General features: G+C 55.2%; 14 protein-coding genes. 7 read left to right on the top strand and 7 right to left on the bottom strand.

From position 1 onward, the window contains the following. Positions 1 to 6: 6 nt before the first annotated feature. The 4 genes from AC1EJZ_RS08315 (at position 7) to AC1EJZ_RS08300 (ending at position 6302) form a co-directional block, all read left to right on the top strand. Positions 7 to 1737: an ABC transporter ATP-binding protein/permease gene (locus tag AC1EJZ_RS08315; RefSeq protein WP_480294540.1), complete on the top strand. Its 1731-nt coding sequence runs from the start codon at positions 7 to 9 to the stop codon at positions 1735 to 1737. Further along, a complete protein-coding gene (gene cydC, locus AC1EJZ_RS08310) occupies positions 1734 to 3533 on the top strand; it encodes a thiol reductant ABC exporter subunit CydC (protein WP_058236261.1) in 1800 nt (599 codons plus the stop codon). Before AC1EJZ_RS08315 ends, cydC begins: the two co-directional genes overlap by 4 nt. A gap of 106 nt (positions 3534 to 3639) precedes the next feature. Beyond that, a complete protein-coding gene (gene manA, locus AC1EJZ_RS08305) occupies positions 3640 to 4899 on the top strand; it encodes a mannose-6-phosphate isomerase, class I (protein ID WP_058236262.1) in 1260 nt (419 codons plus the stop codon). Positions 4900 to 5273: 374 nt separating this feature from the next. Further along, positions 5274 to 6302 (top strand): LacI family DNA-binding transcriptional regulator, encoded by a 1029-nt coding sequence (locus AC1EJZ_RS08300; protein ID WP_070725034.1) that lies wholly within the window; start codon positions 5274 to 5276, stop codon positions 6300 to 6302. A gap of 17 nt (positions 6303 to 6319) precedes the next feature. Here AC1EJZ_RS08300 and AC1EJZ_RS08295 read toward each other — a convergent pair whose 3' ends face one another. The 7 genes from AC1EJZ_RS08295 to AC1EJZ_RS08265 all read right to left on the bottom strand — a co-directional run bounded on the left by AC1EJZ_RS08295 (position 6320) and on the right by AC1EJZ_RS08265 (position 14692). Then, complete coding sequence (locus AC1EJZ_RS08295; RefSeq protein WP_092648341.1) at positions 6320 to 6877, bottom strand: RpiB/LacA/LacB family sugar-phosphate isomerase; 558 nt, start codon at positions 6875 to 6877, stop codon at positions 6320 to 6322. A 3-nt stretch (positions 6878 to 6880) separates the two neighbouring features. Next, a complete protein-coding gene (locus AC1EJZ_RS08290) occupies positions 6881 to 7930 on the bottom strand; it encodes an ABC transporter permease (RefSeq protein ID WP_371935797.1) in 1050 nt (349 codons plus the stop codon). Position 7931: 1 nt separating this feature from the next. Beyond that, complete coding sequence (locus tag AC1EJZ_RS08285) at positions 7932 to 8954, bottom strand: ABC transporter permease (RefSeq protein ID WP_092648342.1); 1023 nt, start codon at positions 8952 to 8954, stop codon at positions 7932 to 7934. Beyond that, on the bottom strand, positions 8951 to 10462 hold the full coding sequence (locus AC1EJZ_RS08280) for a sugar ABC transporter ATP-binding protein (RefSeq protein WP_092648343.1): 1512 nt from the start codon (positions 10460 to 10462) through the stop codon (positions 8951 to 8953). Before AC1EJZ_RS08280 ends, AC1EJZ_RS08285 begins: the two co-directional genes overlap by 4 nt. A 144-nt stretch (positions 10463 to 10606) precedes the next feature. Next, positions 10607 to 11674, bottom strand: coding sequence for an autoinducer 2 ABC transporter substrate-binding protein (locus tag AC1EJZ_RS08275; RefSeq protein WP_070725038.1), 1068 nt, complete (start codon positions 11672 to 11674; stop codon positions 10607 to 10609). A 403-nt stretch (positions 11675 to 12077) separates the two neighbouring features. Continuing rightward, positions 12078 to 13244: a class II aldolase/adducin family protein gene (locus tag AC1EJZ_RS08270; protein WP_480294539.1), complete on the bottom strand. Its 1167-nt coding sequence runs from the start codon at positions 13242 to 13244 to the stop codon at positions 12078 to 12080. Continuing rightward, entirely contained in the window at positions 13241 to 14692 is a 1452-nt protein-coding gene (locus AC1EJZ_RS08265; RefSeq protein WP_070725118.1) for an aspartate aminotransferase family protein, read from the bottom strand. The genes AC1EJZ_RS08270 and AC1EJZ_RS08265 overlap by 4 nt, the downstream gene beginning before the upstream one ends. A gap of 136 nt (positions 14693 to 14828) precedes the next feature. Between AC1EJZ_RS08265 and AC1EJZ_RS08260 the strand changes: the two genes are divergently transcribed. From AC1EJZ_RS08260 to AC1EJZ_RS08250, 3 genes are read left to right on the top strand one after another with little or no spacing between them, the layout of a single operon-like run. Beyond that, the gene (locus AC1EJZ_RS08260) at positions 14829 to 15488 is read left to right on the top strand and encodes a TetR/AcrR family transcriptional regulator (RefSeq protein WP_058236269.1); all 660 of its coding nucleotides are present in this window, start codon (positions 14829 to 14831) and stop codon (positions 15486 to 15488) included. Continuing rightward, the gene (locus AC1EJZ_RS08255; protein WP_257525387.1) at positions 15485 to 17080 is read left to right on the top strand and encodes a xylulokinase; all 1596 of its coding nucleotides are present in this window, start codon (positions 15485 to 15487) and stop codon (positions 17078 to 17080) included. Before AC1EJZ_RS08260 ends, AC1EJZ_RS08255 begins: the two co-directional genes overlap by 4 nt. Before the next feature lie 5 nt (positions 17081 to 17085). Then, the gene (locus AC1EJZ_RS08250) at positions 17086 to 17556 is read left to right on the top strand and encodes a GtrA family protein (RefSeq protein ID WP_227469053.1); all 471 of its coding nucleotides are present in this window, start codon (positions 17086 to 17088) and stop codon (positions 17554 to 17556) included. The last annotated feature ends 54 nt before the right edge of the window (positions 17557 to 17610 follow it).

Here is a 17610-nt window from a genome sequence, read left to right as displayed (position 1 = left end):
GAAGAGATGAACAGAAAACACGTAGTTATTGCGGTGTCGTGGATGTCGGCGCTTGCGCTCGCAGGCGTGTATATCTGCAGCGGGTACGCCATCGATGCTGTCATCGAGTCGGGGCCGCTGGGCTGGGGACTATGGGCCACTGCCGCTATCTGCGCTCTCATCACGGGCGTGAGCGCGTGGGCAGCATCGCGTCTTGCGGGGCACAGCGTCGGCGCTATTGAAAAGGAATACCGTCACCGCATCGTGGATCATGTCTTCGCGCGCGGTCCGGCTGAACGCTCACGCGAGCGCACAGGCCGAATCGTCAACTCAGCAACCGACGGCGTGGAACGCGTGGCTAACTATCGCGGCACGTTTATCGGTCCGATGATTGCTTCTCTTGCGACGCCGATTCTGATCGTCGTCGTCATCGCGATTGCCATCGACTGGGTGGCGGCGCTGATTTTGGCACTGGCCATCCCGATCGTGCCGCTTGCCATCGGCGCATTTCGAGCCGCATTCAAACCCGTCTCGTCTCGTTACCGTTCGGCAGCGCGTTCGCTCGCAGCAGCTGAACTCGATGCTATTCAAGGCCTGTCAGCGCTGACACTGATGAATGCCGGCGCGGCAATGGGCCGCCACCTGGCTGACCAATCAGAGAAAGTGCGCCGCAGGGTCATGCGATACCTGGCAGCAAATCAGCTGGTCCTGTTCGTAATGGACGCCGTCTTTTCGTTGGGGATCATCACGGGAGCAGCCTTGCTGGGAACGTGGCGGGCTGGCAGCGGAGCAATCAGCGTGGGCCAGGCTATAGCGCTGGTCCTGCTGTCCACCATCATGTTAGATCCGTTGGATCGGGTCGGTCAGTTCTTCTATGTCGGCATGGGCGGAATGGCCTCACAACGCGAGATCAAGCGCCTGACCAGTGAGCCTGTGGCGGTCAGCGACGCGGCAGATGCGATCGACCCGGATGCGCACGGCGTGGCGCAGCGAGGTGCGGGTGATGCGGTGCGGCGAGGTGCGGGTGACGTGACTCGCGGTTCGGATAGCGAAGAAATTTCCGGAAGCACGGGCGGCACGAGCGGCGCCACCATCGACATCGACCGCGTAAACTTCGCCTACCAGAAAGGTGTCAACGTCCTCACGGATGCTTCACTGCACATCGGAGCCGGTCAGCATGTCGTACTGACCGGGCCATCAGGAGCAGGAAAAACCACACTCGCCACCCTCATATGCGCCAACCGTCGGCCCGACAGCGGATCGATTCGCATCAACGGACACGACCTGACCGACGTGACACTGCAGTGGATTCGACGCCACATCACCACCGTCGAGCAGGAAACCTACCTGTTTACCGGCACGCTGCGCGACAACCTGCTGATCGCAAACCCACACGCCACCGACCAGGACCTCCGCCGCGCACTCGACGCGGCCCGCCTCACGCAGAAACTGGAGCGCCTGCCCTACGGCCTGGACACGGAAGTGGGAGAGCGTGGCCTGGCCCTATCGGGTGGGGAAGCGCAACGCGTCGCGATTGCGCGCGCACTGCTCAAGGATGCTCCGATCCTGATCTTGGATGAGCCGACCGCTCACGTGGACCTGAACAGTGAGCACGAGATCCTGCAGGCGCTCGCCCACCTCACCCAGGGGCGCACAACGCTGACCATTTCGCACAGACGCAACACGATCGACCAGTCAGGACGACGCATCACGATGTGCGACGGACAGCTGACCGACGGGAAGGCGGCATCCCGATGAACGAATCACGCTGGAAGACCTCTGCCAGACTGATCAACGTGGCACGCCCTGTCATGGCACCGTTGGGCATCTCGATCACGGCGCGCGTGATCGGAATGGTGCTGCACGTGGCGCAGTACGCAACAGCAGGGTGGGTGATTGGCAAGATTGCCTCCGATATCTCCACGATGCCGCTGCTGACCGTGGCAGTGGTGCTCGTTGTCCTGTCGCTGAGCAAAGCGCTGATGCGCTACCTCGAGCAATTCAGCGGGCACTGGGTCGCATTCCGCTCCCTCGCATTGCTTCGAGGCTACTTTTACGATCGCCTCGAACCGCAAGCTCCTGCGCGCACCGAAAGCGAAGACTCAGGCGACCTTCTTTCACGAGTCACCAAGGACATTGACCGGATCGAAGTGTTCTTTGCGCACACCCTCGCTCCCGGCTTGAGCGCCATTATCTGCCCCGTGATCGTCCTGGCCTATCTGGGATGTGCGGTTTCATGGTGGGCAGTCTTGGCGCTCGCTCCGTTCCTGGTGGCCGTCAGCATAGTCGTCCCGCAGCTGGGGGTGCGTACCACCAGTGACGCTGCACGCACCATTCGAGCGACCCGAGGCGACCTGTCCCAGCACGTCACGGACACCGTCCAGGGCGTGCGCGAGATCCTGACCTTCGCGAACGAGGCCGAGCGGCACCGCACGATGCGACAGCTCGAAGATACGATCGATGAGGCTCAGCGGCGCACAACGTCGGTGGTGGCGCTGCGACGCGGGTTGAATCAGACTCTCGTCGCGCTCGCCTTGATCGTCCAACTGGCTGTCCTCGCGTCATTGGCGAGGGCGGGCGCAGTGAGCATGGCTCAGATGTGCATGGCGCTGGGCGTCACCTTGGCATCCTTTGCTCCGGCACTGGCAGTCGAAGACTTCATGGCTGATCTGGACCAGGCCTTCGCATCGGCGCGCCGCATCTTCGCTATCACCGAGCGTGCCCCGCTGGTGCGAGAACCTGACAGCAGCCAGGTGCGAGACGGTGACGTGAGCGGAAAAGACATGATCGCACTGGATGGTGTCTCATTTGCCTACCCGCCGCGCCCGAGCGCAGCAGGACCATCCCCGCAGGTTCTCCACAATGTCACGGTGTCGATTCCGGCCGGAAGAGTCACCGCAATCGTCGGGTCGAGCGGATCTGGGAAGTCAACGATCGCACGGCTCATTGACCGCATGTGGGACCCCGATCAGGGCGTAGTCAGCATTGGTGGGGCGGATGTGCGTACCGTGACGCGCCACCATCTACGTTCCATTGTCGTGTTCGCCCCGCAGACCCCGTATGTGTTCAATATGAGTGTGCGTGAGAACCTGCTGCTCGCCTGTCCCGATGCCAGTGATGAGGATCTGCAGCGTGTGTGCCGCCAGGTGGGCCTGGATCAGTGGCTGGCCAGCGAACCGGATGGTATGAACACCCGGATCGGAGAGATGGGCCAGCGCATTTCTGGTGGTCAGCGTCAACGCGTCGCCCTCGCCCGCGCACTTCTGGCTGGCGCACCGATTACTATCCTTGACGAGGCGACCTCACAACTCGACAGCGCTACCGAAGCCGTGGTGCTCGATGGCATTCGCGAAGCAACAGCTGGGCGCACACTGATCATCATTGCTCACCGGATCTCCACAATTCGCGGCGCCGACCGAATCATCGTGGTCGACGATGGGCATGTGGCGCAGATCGGCACATACGATGAGCTTGCAGTTCAGGACGGGCCATTTGCCCGCCTTCTGCAACGCGAACGCGAGGGCGAGTCGGCCACAGTGCGGGAAAGTGATTAAGATCGGTTAGAAGTACACGACTGAATCGTCGAGAGCGGGTCGTGCGGCATGCGCGACCAGGATTGTGGTGCGCACAGCGATGCGCACATGCGAGGAGCCACGTTTTATGGAGCGTCTTACAGGCTGGAAGAAAAACGACGCGTGGGGGTCAACCGACGCGATCCCGAATTTCCTGGGCTCGGAACGCTCTGAGTCGCCTGTGTCAGAAGTGTGGTTCGGTGATCATATCGACGGTCCGACGTCGCTGAATGAGAGTGGCATAATCCTTCGCGACCTCATCGATCAGGATCCCACTGCCATGCTGGGCGACGGGTTGCTGTACTCATTCGGACCGCGTCTGCCTTTCCTGATGAAACTCATCGCGCCGGCAGAAGCCCTGTCACTGCAGGTGCACCCAACGAAGGAGCTCGCACGCGAAGGGTATATTCGCGAAGATGTTCTAGGCATTGAGCGCACAGCCGCAGATCGCACCTACCGCGACATGAACCACAAGCCGGAAATGATTTATGCTCTCACCGACTTTGAGGCGCTTGTGGGCTTTCGAGTCCCACGTAAGGCGCGCCGGTTGCTGGATGGTCTGGAAGGCATGGTTGCCGATTCTCTGCGCAAGCGTCTCAGACTCGCTACCGTGCGATCTGGGCTCAAGATGCTGATCGGCTGGCTTTTTGATGAGGACTCTCCGGTGACGGCCGAGGGAGTGTCAGAATTTGCCGCATCATGCGCGCAGCGCCTGGAGCGCGGCACGTCTCCGTCCCGACGCACCGATGAGATGGTGACGCGGTTGGCCGCCAAGTACGTGGGTGACCCCGGTATCATCGTCGCATTCCTGATGAATCCAGTGTCGTTGCGTCCCGGTGAGGCCGTCTATATTCCACCTCGCCAGATCCACTCCTACCAGTCGGGATTGGGGATAGAGGTCATGGCGTCCTCTGACAATGTGGTGCGCGCGGGCCTGACCCGCAAGTATGTCGATAGCGCTCAACTGGTGGAAATTGCCGAGTTTTCTGCGTTGCCGCCCATTCGCGTTGCTGCCGAGCACCCCAGTGACACGACCGACACATTCCTGGCACCGGCCCAGGAATTCTCCCTGTCTGTCACCACTCTTCCCGGCACAACGCCCGGCACGCGCGACGCTGCAGGCGAGCCCGTACAGGCCACTGCGCCAGGTCCAGTTCTGATCCCAGGGGAGGGACCGCGCATCTTGATGTGCTTGGACGGCAGCGTTGATGTCATGACCACTGCTCCGCGCGCCCACTCAGCTGCTCACGTGACCATGACGTGTGGTCAAAGCGTCTTCGTCGGTGCATGCGAGAAGGACATTTACGCCAGCGGACACGGCCAGCTCATCCAGTGCGCCACGCCGTAAACATCTCCCGAAGAAAGTAGAGGGGGAGACGGCCGCTCGATGTAGGCAACGTTAGTTGTCAATTTCGCATTTTGGTGAGTATTTCAGCTGCCGGGCACAGCCATATCTACAATTTTCTGAGCTCCAAGTAAACGGGTTTCTGAAGGCTCTTAATTGGAAGCGAAGCGAACAAAGCCAAAGTGTGGTGTATAAGTCGTAGATTTTGGTCGCCAGTAAATCGGAAAATCAAGAGCGGGAGGTTTTGTTGTTGCGCTAGGGGTAGCTGTAGCACAGGAATTCGAGTAATTGTCGTTTACTTACTTTCGTAGTGTTTATTAGCTATTAGATGTAGTGAAGAACAGAATGAGCAACGACCTCCTCGTTATACTGGTGACATGGATCAGAAAGGTCGGCGCCGCCCCGTTTTGGCAGATGTCGCGCGCCGAGCTGGTGTTTCGCAGTCCACTGCGTCACGCGCGCTGAGCGCTAAGGCTTCATTAATCTCGACAGCCACGCAGCAGCGAGTGAAAAAAGCTGCGAAAGAGCTTGGATACCAGACGAATCCGATTGCTAGATCGTTACGCCTATCAAAGACTTCGGTGATTGGAATGATTGTTCCATCCATCTCAAATCCATTTTTCACAAGGTTAGTTGAGGAAGTTGAACACGTCTTATACGAGAATAACTACTACCTATATCTGTCGGATTCCCGTCGAAACTTGGATACAGAGGCGCGCCTATTAAGGGCTTTTGAGTCTGGATCAGTTGACGGTGTACTGATCGTTCCTTGTCATGAAGTAAAGTCTGCTCCATCAATTGCTGATTTCACATCCGGTATCCCTCTGATTCAGCTAGATCGTCCCACGACATGCACGAAGTTTTCGGGTGTTGGTATTGATGAACGCCAATCTATGTTCTCTGTCATCAAGCACCTCAAAGACTCAGGTGCTAAGACGATCGGCGTTGTCACCAGCAAGGAAACTGAGCTTACATCAATGCTGAGGCTGAAAGAGACTGAAGAAGCCTGTCGCTTTTATGACGTTTGTCTGCCTAGGAAACTTATTGTTGAGGGAGAACATTCAATTAGTGGCGGAGCGGAAGCTGTTGAGACTTTGCTTGCATCGAATTTGTTTCCAGATGCGTTGGTTTGTTTCAGCGATCTGCTGTCAGTAGGCGCAATAAAACAATTGAAGGATCAGGGAATTGGCGTTCCCGAGGACGTCCTTGTCACTGGTTTTGATGATACGCCTTTTGCTGAGTTATTCAGACCGTCCTTAACAACGGTTCGCCAGCCTGTTGAGCGGATGGCGCGCACGGCCGTATCGATGCTCCTAGAAGCTTCTAGCAGTGTGAGTCACTATCGATTGCCTGGACGGCTGATAAGACGTGAATCAACGCTGCTAGAAGCTTCGTATCAGGATTGATGCCAAGAAAATGTGAGCTAGTAGGCTAGACCTATCGGCTGGTCTCCCAACGTAGCTTCCATCGGATCGACAACTTCGAAGTTGTTCGCTTTATAGGCTTCATAGTCGAAGTTCTCGCACTCGAGATACCCTATGTGGTGATATTCGTAAAATCCAGGCCAGTTTTCGTAGCCGGATCCCAGCTCAGCTTCAAGGAAGGCGTCGGCCATCGCCATACCCAGTGGGGCACCGATGTAAAAAGCGCCCATTGCAAGCAAGTTTGCATTGTTAGCTGCAGCCGCTCTCAAGGCAGCTGGAACGCTTTCGGCAACCGCGGCGTGGACATGCGGTACTTTTGATGCTGCGATATGGATGCCCATCCCCGTTCCGCAAAAGGCTAGGGCTTTGGCAAAGTTTCCTTCGGCCAGTTCTGCACCAAGGCGGAACCCTACTCTGTGATACATAGGAAGATTTTCGTCACTAGGAGTGATGTCGACGACTTCCCAGCCGCGCTCGCGCAAGTGATCTGCAACAGCGCTTTTGAGCGGGAATCCTGCGAAATCGGCTCCGACTACGACTTGTTTTTCAGCGGACATGGTCTATTCTTCTTTCTTCATTGGTTTACGTATCTTGCGAAGCTTTGTACTGTTCAGAGAAATGACGGCAAGCAAAACAGCTCCCCAGATGAGCGGTCTGTAGAAGTTGGAAATACCTGAGAACATGTTCAGACCTGATGAGAGCATCTGCAGGATGCCGATCGCAACAATTACGCCTAGTAAACGGCCTTTCCCGCCATTCGGATCGACACCCCCCAGCACGACTATGAGCACGGTCAATAGTGTGTAGGTGGCTCCATAGTCAGCCTTGGCTGAGTTGTAATTGGCCAGCATCACGATGCCGGCGACTGCTGCCATCAGTCCCGATATGACATAGGTTCTCAGAAGCAGACTCTTCACCTCTAGCGCCGAGAATACGGCAGCAGTCTCATTTGTCCCGATCATTAGTATTTTCTTGCCGAATCCGGTTAATCCCAACAAAAAGCCCATAATGAGTGCACATACCACGAATATCAACAAGGAAACAGGAATAACACCGAATAACTTGAAAGAAAAGACTTGGCCAAACGCCTTAGGCAGCCCGGAGATTGGCTTTCCTGCGGTGAGGATGATCCCGATGCCGCTGAACAGTTCCAAGGTCCCAAGAGTTGCAAGAATTGCAGGAATTCTTACGTAAGCGACGAGAATGCCGTTTAGAAGTCCACACAGCGTTCCAATTACAAGTGCACAACCAAATGCTAGGAGAATCGATAGTGTGGCGCTGCCGCCAGAATCCGAAGTTGGCATGACCGAACGCAGGATCAAAGCGGTGCTGATCGCTGTCACGTTGGCGATTCCAACAACAGACAAATCGATTCCTGCTGTCAACATTGTAGCTAGTACGCCCAGAGCCATTAGACCATATTCAGGAAATTGGACTGCCATGGATGTCCACGTGCGAAGGCTCAGAAACGAGTCGGTTCTAATAATCGCGAAGAAAAGACTCACGGCGAGGAAGACTACAAAAAGCCGGGCGATGTACGGATCCTTCTTGAAGAAGTCCTGAACCTTGGTGAGTATGCTTGGAGACTTCATTTCAACCTGCTTCAACATCTCACTCTCCCTCCACTATGCATGCTTTCCGACGATGTTCTCTCATCACCTGGACAGCGGAAACACCGGTACCAATTACGATGAGCAGTCCAAGAGCAAAGCGCTGCCAGAAGGTAGGAATACCGGTAAGAATCATTGAGTTTTGTACGACAACGATGAGAGACGTTCCCAGAACAACCCCCGTCAGTGAACCCGTGCCGCCGGTAATTGACGTGCCGCCCAACACGACCGCAGCAATAACCATCATTTCCATTCCAAGCAAGTTCGTTGGATGCATCTGGCCCATACCGCACGTACGAGCCATACCAGCCAATGCCGCAATCACGCCGACCAATATGTATAAGACAAACTTGACGCGCCGGACAGTGACACCTGCTCGCACGGCAGCGGCCTCATCTCCTCCGATAGCGTAGAGAGAGCGGCCAAATGTTGTGTATCGGGTAATCACAAATGCTACAAAAAGCACAGCAATTAAAATCAAGATGCTCTTAGGCATTGCGGAAGTAAGACCGCTACTCTTATTTTCCACAATAAATAGTGGTTCACTTCCAAATTCCTTCATTGATGACGGAATATTAGGAATTTGCACAGAATTGAGAGCGCCCTGCATGAAGCCCGAAAAGACGTTTGCCGTTCCTAAGGTGACAATAAGCACTGGAACAGTCAATCGTGAGCAAAACACTCCGTTGAAAGCTCCGAGTAGAGCCCCAAAGACAATGGCAAGTAGAAAAGGAATTGCAATGCCGCCATTGAATGAGTGATCCACCAGAAGGCGAGTGCTTGCGTATACTGCAAGAGACGCTAAAGCCGGAAAAGAAACGTCAATGCCACCTGAGATGAGCACTAGGTGTGCACCGACTCCAAAAAGGCAAGGAACGATTGCGGCATTAATGAGGTCTACGATGTTATTTAGCGTGAAGAACTGACCACTTCGAGCCTGAATAATCACCGCAATCACGCATAATACTAGAAAAACATAAAACTCGTTAGAGCGTTTAAGTTTGTTGAATAGTTTCGTTGTCATGATTCGATCTCCGAAATCTCGTCAGAAATCATAGAATTTAATTCGATCTGAGTTGTGGAATGTGTGTCACAGGACGCGACGATACGCCCCTTTTTCATGACAAGAATTCTGTTACATGTTTCCAAGAGCTCTGGCAAATCGTCAGAAATCATCAGAATTGAAATTCCAGAATCTGCTAAACGCTTGATGAAGGCGTGGATGGTGTACTTCGATCCAATGTCGACGCCCACGGTGGGTCCGTTTAAAATTAGAATCTCAGGGTGGATAGCGAGCCACTTGGCTAGCACTACTTTTTGTTGGTTTCCGCCTGAAAGAGTATTAACTGCGAAGCTCGGGTCAGGGGTCGCAATAGAAAGTTCCTTAACCCACTCTTTTTCTTCTCGTGCCATTTTTGTCTTGTTAAGGAAACCGAAGTGAGTCGAGAACTTCTCAAGGACGCTGACAACGATGTTCTCTCCAATTGAACGTGTGAGAAAGAGCCCTTCAGAAAGTCGGTCTTCTGGAACGTATGCAATTCCGGCTTCGACTGCGTCGCTTACCGACTTGATTTTCAGGTTCTTCCCTGATACTTCAAGAGATCCACCTGTTACTGGGTCGAGACCAAACAATGCTCTTGCAAGCTCGGTTCGACCTGATCCAAGTAAGCCCGCTACGCCGAGAATCTCTCCCTGGTGTAGGTCAAAAGATATGTCGCGAAAGCTGCCTTGACTAGATAAATTGGATACTTTGAGTGAAATCTTTTCGCTGACGTTGTCCGAGTGAAACTTCTGTTCATCAAAGTCACGGCCAGTCATGTACTTTGAAAAAGACCGTCTGTCAAGTTCTTTGCTTTGGCAGGTGATTATTTTCTCACCGCTTCGAAGAATCGTGAACTTCTCTGCGATTTCGAAAACCTCTTCTAGCTTGTGGGAGACAAACAGAATCGCTATTCCCCGGTGCTTCAAATCGAGAATAAGCTTGAATAGTGTCTTGACTTCGTTTCGTGTGAGCGCAGTAGTAGCCTCATCCATGATGATGAGCTTGGCGTCAGACACAAGAGCTCTGGCGATCGCTATCAGTTGTTTGTCTGCTACTGATAGTTCTGATACTCGAGCGTCTATGTCGAGTGTAATTCCAATTCTCTCGAGAGCTTCTCTTGCAACCTGGCGGATCTCACGAGGTTTCACGATTTTCTTACCAGATGCAATTTGAGCGTTTAGGGCTAAATTTTCAGCAACTGTTAAGTTTGGAAATATCGAGAAGTCTTGGTAAATGACTTGTATTCCGTGCGCGATTGCTTCGTGCGGAGAAATCTTACGGACTTTTTCGGTGCCAAATTCGATAGTACCACTGTCGGGGGAGTGAACGCCTGAAATGACTTTGATCAGAGTTGACTTTCCTGAACCATTTTCTCCGGCAAGGCAGTGTATTTCACCAGGGTATATAGAAAAGTCGATATTTTTAAGGGCCTGTACGCCCTCAAAGGATTTGCATAATTTGTGTAGTGCAACTATTGGATATTCATCCATTACTTGCCCCCTAGATGTAGTATGAACAACACTTTTTCGCGTCTTATAGGACTGCTAGTCAGATTGGGTTCCGGACAGGGCGGAATCGGCTGAACAAGAAGCAGTCGATTCCGCCTGCCACGATTTGCTCGTTGAGTTCGCGGATTAGAAGCCGAAGTCGTCGACGTTATCTTTCGTGATGGTCACCCAAGACTTTCCTTGGAGAACTTTGTCTGACCCCGCTGCGAAGTGCATTTCTTCGTAGCCGGGTACCCCAAGATCGACGCCGTCCTTGATTTCTTCTCCGTTCAGAATCTTGGTGGCAAGGGAGGCCATTGCGTATCCAGCATCTGCGGGATCCCAAAGTGTCAAAGCTGAGACAAGATCTCTGTCAAGGATGTCTTTGTTTGTGGCGGGCATTCCAGTACCAGAGGTAAATACCTTGCCTTTAAGTCCAAGCTCATCAATCGCGCGCGCAACTCCGGGTGCGTCGAAAGAGGATGTTCCCATAATGCCTTTGAGGTCTGGGTATTTCTTCAGTAGCTCTTTTGCCGCCTGATATGCTCCTTCTGCATTGTCGGTTGATTCGACTCGTGGCTCGGCTTCAAGCAATTTCATCTTTGGGTAGGCTTCTTGGGCATGCTTGACTCCGCCATCCGCCCATTCGTTGTGAGATGCGTTTGTCACATGGCCAACCATGGTGGTGTACAATCCTTCTTCGCCCATTGCCTTGGCCAAGTTATCCATAATGAATGCGCCATATGCGTCGTTGTCGAATGCCTCGATGTCGTACATAGTGTTTTCTTGTGACGCGCCCTCGTGCGTCACAACAACAATTCCCGCATCCATTGCTTCCTTGAGAACCGGCTCGATTGCGCCGGGGTCGACGGGAACCACACCAATTGCGTCTACACCTTGAGCAATAAGGTCTTGAATGACCTGAGCCTGCATGGTTGCATCAGTTTCTGCAGGGCCTTTTTGGTAGACGTTGAGCCCTGTATCTTCGGCGTACTTTTTGACGCCCTGTTCCATTCGCACGAACCAAGGATTCGTTGCGTCCTTGGGAACGATTGCAATGGAGTAGTCCTTGTCGGACTTTGTTGCATTGTCTGAACCGCTCGAAGCTGAGGACTCAGCCTGGTTGGCTGTTCCTCCGCCGCTGCATGCGGTTACGAGGAAACTCATACTCGCAATGGCAACGATTGCATTAATCCACCGCGTAGACCTTCTCATGATCAACCTCAATCTACTTCGTCGTAATGAATATTTGAAAGGGTGAGGCTTGCGTTGAAAATCTCGGCGGCCACTCCCTTATGGCCTCGTGTAATGACTTCTTGCGCAAGCATGACTGATTGTACTCGCTTGCGGCGAGAGTGAGATCTGTTCCACTAAAGATGGGGTGATCGTAATAGTCTCGCAATTATTCGGATGGACAATTAAAGCCGCTTGCGGATCGCGCGTTTAGCTCAAGATGTGCAAGAGGATGTTAGCGTGGAATTTCGGTTTGTTTGCTGGCTATCTCTGTTTTTCACTGATTCCCAACAGTGATCTGAAATAAGCGGCCGCAAATGTCGAAGACGATTTAGCGTCTGGCTGTTAGTAGCCAACATGGAGTTGTGTGAGTGGGTAATGAATTTTACTGAGTATGAGAGCGATGAGCAGTACTTGGGAGACTGGCCCGCTTGGAGTACTTCAGCCGGTACACCACGTTCATCAAGAGGGAATCAAACGTTGACAACCCCGCCTCGCCAGTGATCTCAGCGATTCGAGCAGCACGCGCATTCTTTTCCAACACGTATTCGATGGCGGCAGCGTCGCCCTCGTCAATTCCCAGACACAATGCGGCACGCGACAAGAGGACGACATTCGAGCCGAGCCTGTTGTCAGCGCGCAGGCCGACGATCTGGGCAAAATCGTCCAGGTGCGGTGTCAACGTACGTCCGAAGAACGTGCTGACCTGCGAATCCGTGCACACGCGGATCGCGGTCACATCCTCACGTTTCGCATAGCACTGTTCATGCAGCCTGACAGTCAGAGTTGACGGGGAGCAGGGCACGAACTGGCCCTCAAGATCGCGCGTGAAATACTCGATCTGCCCTGCCGAATCCGGTGGGGTGCCGGTACGGCGCGACATGACCACGCCGTCAGCATCGGGCGCCAGCTCCGCTTCGGTCAGAGATTGGGGCACGAGGCCCTCGTAAATCTCACGACACACCTGCTCCAGGCGGGTCGCGCGGGCCAGAGCGTCGGACTTACTGGTGCCGCACACCAGCGCGCCGTGAGCACGCATCAACACGACATTCACATCGGGGTGATCAAACAGAACCTGTTCAACACCGTGGTGGAGTGTGTGCGTACCCGGCAGGCCGTAGCTGGCGATCGGCAGGATACCCTGACCCAGCAGACGAGCATGCTCATCGGACAACTTGAAGCTCTCGGGGCTGACGGACAAGGACGACGCGTAGGGCTGATGCGTGTGAATCACCATCGCAGCATCCGCTCGCAGTCGGTAGCACAAGGCGTGCATCGGGTATTCCGAGGACGGCTTGAACGGGCCGCTAGCCTGACCGTCGTCATCCACTTCGCTCAGGTCCTCGGGCTGCATGGTGGAATATGAACGGCCCGAGGGCGTGATGACGAACGCATTACCGCGAACGCGAGCACTGACATTGCCCCAGGTGCGCACTACCAGGCCATGATCGAGCAGGTCGTGAGACAAAGCAATGACGTCCTCGCGTGGACTCGCGGTCAGGGGAACCTGCTCGGGCACCACGTGGCCCGGTCCGAAATCCGGCGCGCTCATAGCTTCGTGACCTGGTCAAAGACACGGTCGAAACGGGTGAGCGCGTCGTCGATCATCTCATCGGAGTACGCAGCCGAGGTGTACAGGCGCGAGCCGGCTAACGTGACGATGCCTTCAGCCATGTAGGCGGCGCCCATATGCTCCATCTCCTTCTTCCGAGCCGATGTCTCCTTCAGGACGTGAGGGATCGTCCACGGTTTCGTCCAGTTGATCGAGAAGTGCATCGTCCCCACTGTCTCCAGGTGACAGATCGACCCCTGGTTGAAGGCGACGAACGGCAGACGATGTTTTTTGATGAGGGCACGCAGACCATCGGTCAAGCGGTTGCCAGCCCGCGTCGCCTTCTCGCAGGCACCAGTTTCAGCGATCTCCTTGACGGTGTAGTAGCCGGCCAGGGCGCTCAGCGGTGTGGCCGCGAGAGTACCGCCAACGAGCGCCTTCTTGACCTTGTCGCCACTTTGGATACCAGCCGACAGGTAGCGCATGTACTTGGTGGGACCACCGACACCGCCGGCTCCGGGGTAGCCGCCTGCGACGACCTTGCCAAACACAGTCAGATCCGGGCGGATCCCCATCAGACCTTGCGCGCCGTGTTCGGACAGGCGGAAGGCGGTGACAACCTCGTCAAAAATCAACAGTGCGCCGAACTTGGTTGCCAGGCGGCGCAGGCCGTGCAGGAAGTCCATCGACACGGGGCGCGTACCGCTTTCAGGGCCGACCGGCTCAACGAAAATGGCAGCGGTTCCGCCGCGCAGCTTGTTGGCCATCAGGGTGCGCTCGACATCCTTGAGATCACCGGGAAAATATTCCTGCGTGTACTTCATCGAAGCCAGCGGGATGCCTTTGGCCTGTGTCCACTTCGAGCCAGGCACGCGAATACCGTATGCCAGTTGATCGCTCCAACCGTGGTAGCCGCCACCCATCTTCATGATGAATTTGTTCTTCGTAGCCAGGCGTGCGATACGTGACGCAGCCGCACATGCCTCGGATCCGGAGTTGAACATGCGGAACATATCGACGCTGTCGAACAACTCGGAAATCAGTTTAGCCAGCCGGTATTCGTATTCATGGAACAGGCCGGTGGATGGGCCGCACGTGTTGAGCAGGTCAATGACTTTTTCACGCACGGACTCTGGATTCGACCCCAGCACCGTTGGTCCGCCTGCCTGCAGGAAGTCGTAATACGTGTTGCCGTCCAGGTCAGTCAGTGTTGCGTCCTTTGCGCTCGTGAACACCAGCGGGAACGGATAGTTGAACGCCAGATTGTGCTGAACGCCGCCGGGGATGTACTGCTGGGCTTCCCCGATCATCTCCTTGGATTTCTGGCACTTCGCATCAAAGTAATCGCGCTCGTAAGCGGCCAGTGCCGACGGTTTAATGGAATAGATAGGTTGTGCGATCAATGAGTCGAGCTCATGTATCACCTGGTCAATTCCAGGTCGATTCATATCCACAGCGGCCTCCTCGCCGGTTTCTACGTGCAGTGAGTACGCACTCATGTTTTCGTCCAAAATCATATCACGCAGCTTTCCGCGTGGTAATCTCTTGGCAAAGGTGAGCTGTTACAGCACTCATGGAGGAGTCATGGTTAACGCCGCAATGAAGCGGTTCCAGGCGCTTGCACCGGAAAAACGCGAACGGATTGAGCGAGCAGCCATTGCCGAATTCGCCGCACACGGCTACGCCACGGCCAACACGAACACTATTGCCGAGCGTGCAGGCATCTCCGTGGGAGCGCTGTTCCGCTACTTTGACACCAAACGCGACATTTTCATGTATGTCGTCGGACGCGCCCAGGACGAATTGCGCACCGCCCTGCTCGCAATCACAGACGAGGGAGACTCCGCACTGACTCGCATCGGTGCCCTCGCAGAACTGGCGGTAACCTCGGCGTCGACGCATCGTGACCTGGTACGCCTGTACTGCGAACTGACAGCCACCGGAAGCGCTGAGATCGTGGCAGAAAGCGTGGATCAGCTTGAAGGCGAAACGTTCAGGATGTACCGCGAACTCATTGCCGAAGGGCAGGAAACAGGTGAGATTCGCACCGATATCGATTCGAGCACGCTGGCGTTCTTCATTGACAACATCATGATGTCGTTGCAGTATGCCCGAGCCAGTGACTATCACATTCAGCGCGCGTTGCTGTATGTCCCCGGGATGAGTGATGCCGAGCTTGCCTCGGGCGCACGTGAATTCCTCATTTCCGCCTTGCAAGTGCCTGAAGGAGGAAACCACAAGTGATAACCGTGCTGGCATACGATGTTGGGACGTCGGGAGTCAAGACATGCCTGTTCGAGATTGATGACCGAATTCGTATCATCGACTCAGTTTCGGCATCGTACTCACTGCATGTTCTGCCTGATGGGGGAGCTGAGCAGGATCCTGACGAATGGTGGCAGGCAATCGTTCAGACCACCCGACAGATTGCCCGCGACCATCCTGAGCAGTGCGCAACACTGACCGGCATCAGTTTTTGCGCGCAGATGCAGTGCCTCGTCATGGTTGACCGACGAGGGCGCCCGGTCTGCCCGGCGATGAGTTACATGGATCAGCGTGCCAGCGTTGAGATGCGACTGATCGGTGGGAAGGCGCCGCGCATTTCAGGTGTGAACGCGGGGATATTGGCCAAAGCCTTGTACCATACGGGTGCGGCACCGGCTTCCGTGAAAGATCCTGTGTGGAAATACCACTGGGTGCGCCGCAACAAGCCCGAAGCGTTCGCGCGTGCCTATAAGTGGCTGGACGCTAAGGAAGCGATCATTGCACGGATGACCGGCAAGTTCGTCATGAGTCACGATTCGGCTTTCGCCACGCTTCTATATGACGTGCGCGCTCGGAAGGGACGGTTCAGTCCCGAAGTGATGCGGGCTCTTCACGTCAATCCCGCCCATATGCCCGAGATTGTGGCCAGCACCGATGTGGTCGGTCCGCTCCTTGCCGAGGCTGCCGACGAACTCGGTTTGCCTGAAGAGACACCGGTGTATGCCGGTGGCGGCGATGCTTCGCTCATCGGTGTAGGAGCCGGTGCGACCGAGCTGCACGATACTCACGTGTATATGGGCACGTCAGGGTGGGTCGGTACCGTCACGGATAAACGCGCGGTGGATTTGAGTGCCATGATTGCAACCGTTGTCGGTGCGGACCCCTCGCGCTACCACTACTTTGCTGAGCTGGAGACGGCAGGTAAGTGCCTGGAGTGGGTGAAGGACCATCTGGCCCTCGACGAAATTAACGTCTACCTGGATAAGCACAGTGTATGCGAGGGGATGGAGGCCCGTTTCCGCAGCCTGTATGACTACATGTCGGAAGTCATTTCCCGCAGTGAACCCGGTGCGGGGGGAGTGCTGTTCACTCCGTGGCTGCATGGCAACCGGTGTCCGTTTGAGGATCCGAACGCCCGCGCAATGTTCATGAATATTTCATTGAATACCGGCAAGACGGAGCTGATGCGTGCCGTCGTCGAAGGCGTGTGTTACCACATGCGCTGGTTCATCGAAACTCAGGAAAAAAAGGTCATGACTTCATCGGTTGTGCGCTTTGTCGGTGGCGGAGCGTTGTCTGATGTGACTGCGCAGATTCTTGCTGACATTGTGGGCCGTCCGGTTGAAGTGACGGAGAATCCGCAGGATGCCGGCGCTGTCGGGGCTGCGCTGCTTGTCGCGGTCGGTGCGGGAATCACTCCGACCGTGGAAAGTGCGCGGCGCTTGGTGACAGTGCACGCTCGCTTCGAGCCGCGCCGCGAACTGGCTCAGACCTATGCACGCCAGTACGACGCGTACCGCAAGATCTACCCAGCCAATAAAAAAATCTTTTCGCTTCTGAATCGTGGGTGATGATGATGGCACAACGATCGACGAAAGTCCAGGCCGTTATGTTCGTGCTGCTCTCGTTGAGCGCAGGCGTGATCGAGGCAGTGTCTTACCTGCTGTTGGATTGGTTGACTCCGCTGCCTTATGACTGGAAACACGTCATCTCAATTATCTTGTCAGTGATCTGGAACTTCACGCTCAACAGGCGCTACACCTTCCGATCAGCCAACAATGTTCCGATCGCCATGGCGAAGGTGGCCCTGTTCTACGTCTTTTTCATCCCGATCACTGCGTGGCTAGGCCAAGTGGTCGCCAATGCTGGGGTGAGCGAAGTCCTGATCAAAGCGGCGACGATGGTCCTCAACGGGGTAGGAGAATTTGTGTGGTGGAAGTTCGTGGTCTTCCGTGGCAGTGAGGATACGAATTCCCTCGCCCAGCACGCAGACTCCGCCAACAACATGGGAAGCGCAGAACCTGCAGGTCACGCCGAAACTGAGTGAGCAGGGTAGGCATTGCGTCCTGGTATCTGTGTTGAGTGAGCCGGGCAGGCGGCG

It is taken from the genome of Pauljensenia sp. C0170B5 (assembly GCF_056590195.1).
This window is presented reverse-complemented; position numbering and strand designations above follow the sequence as displayed.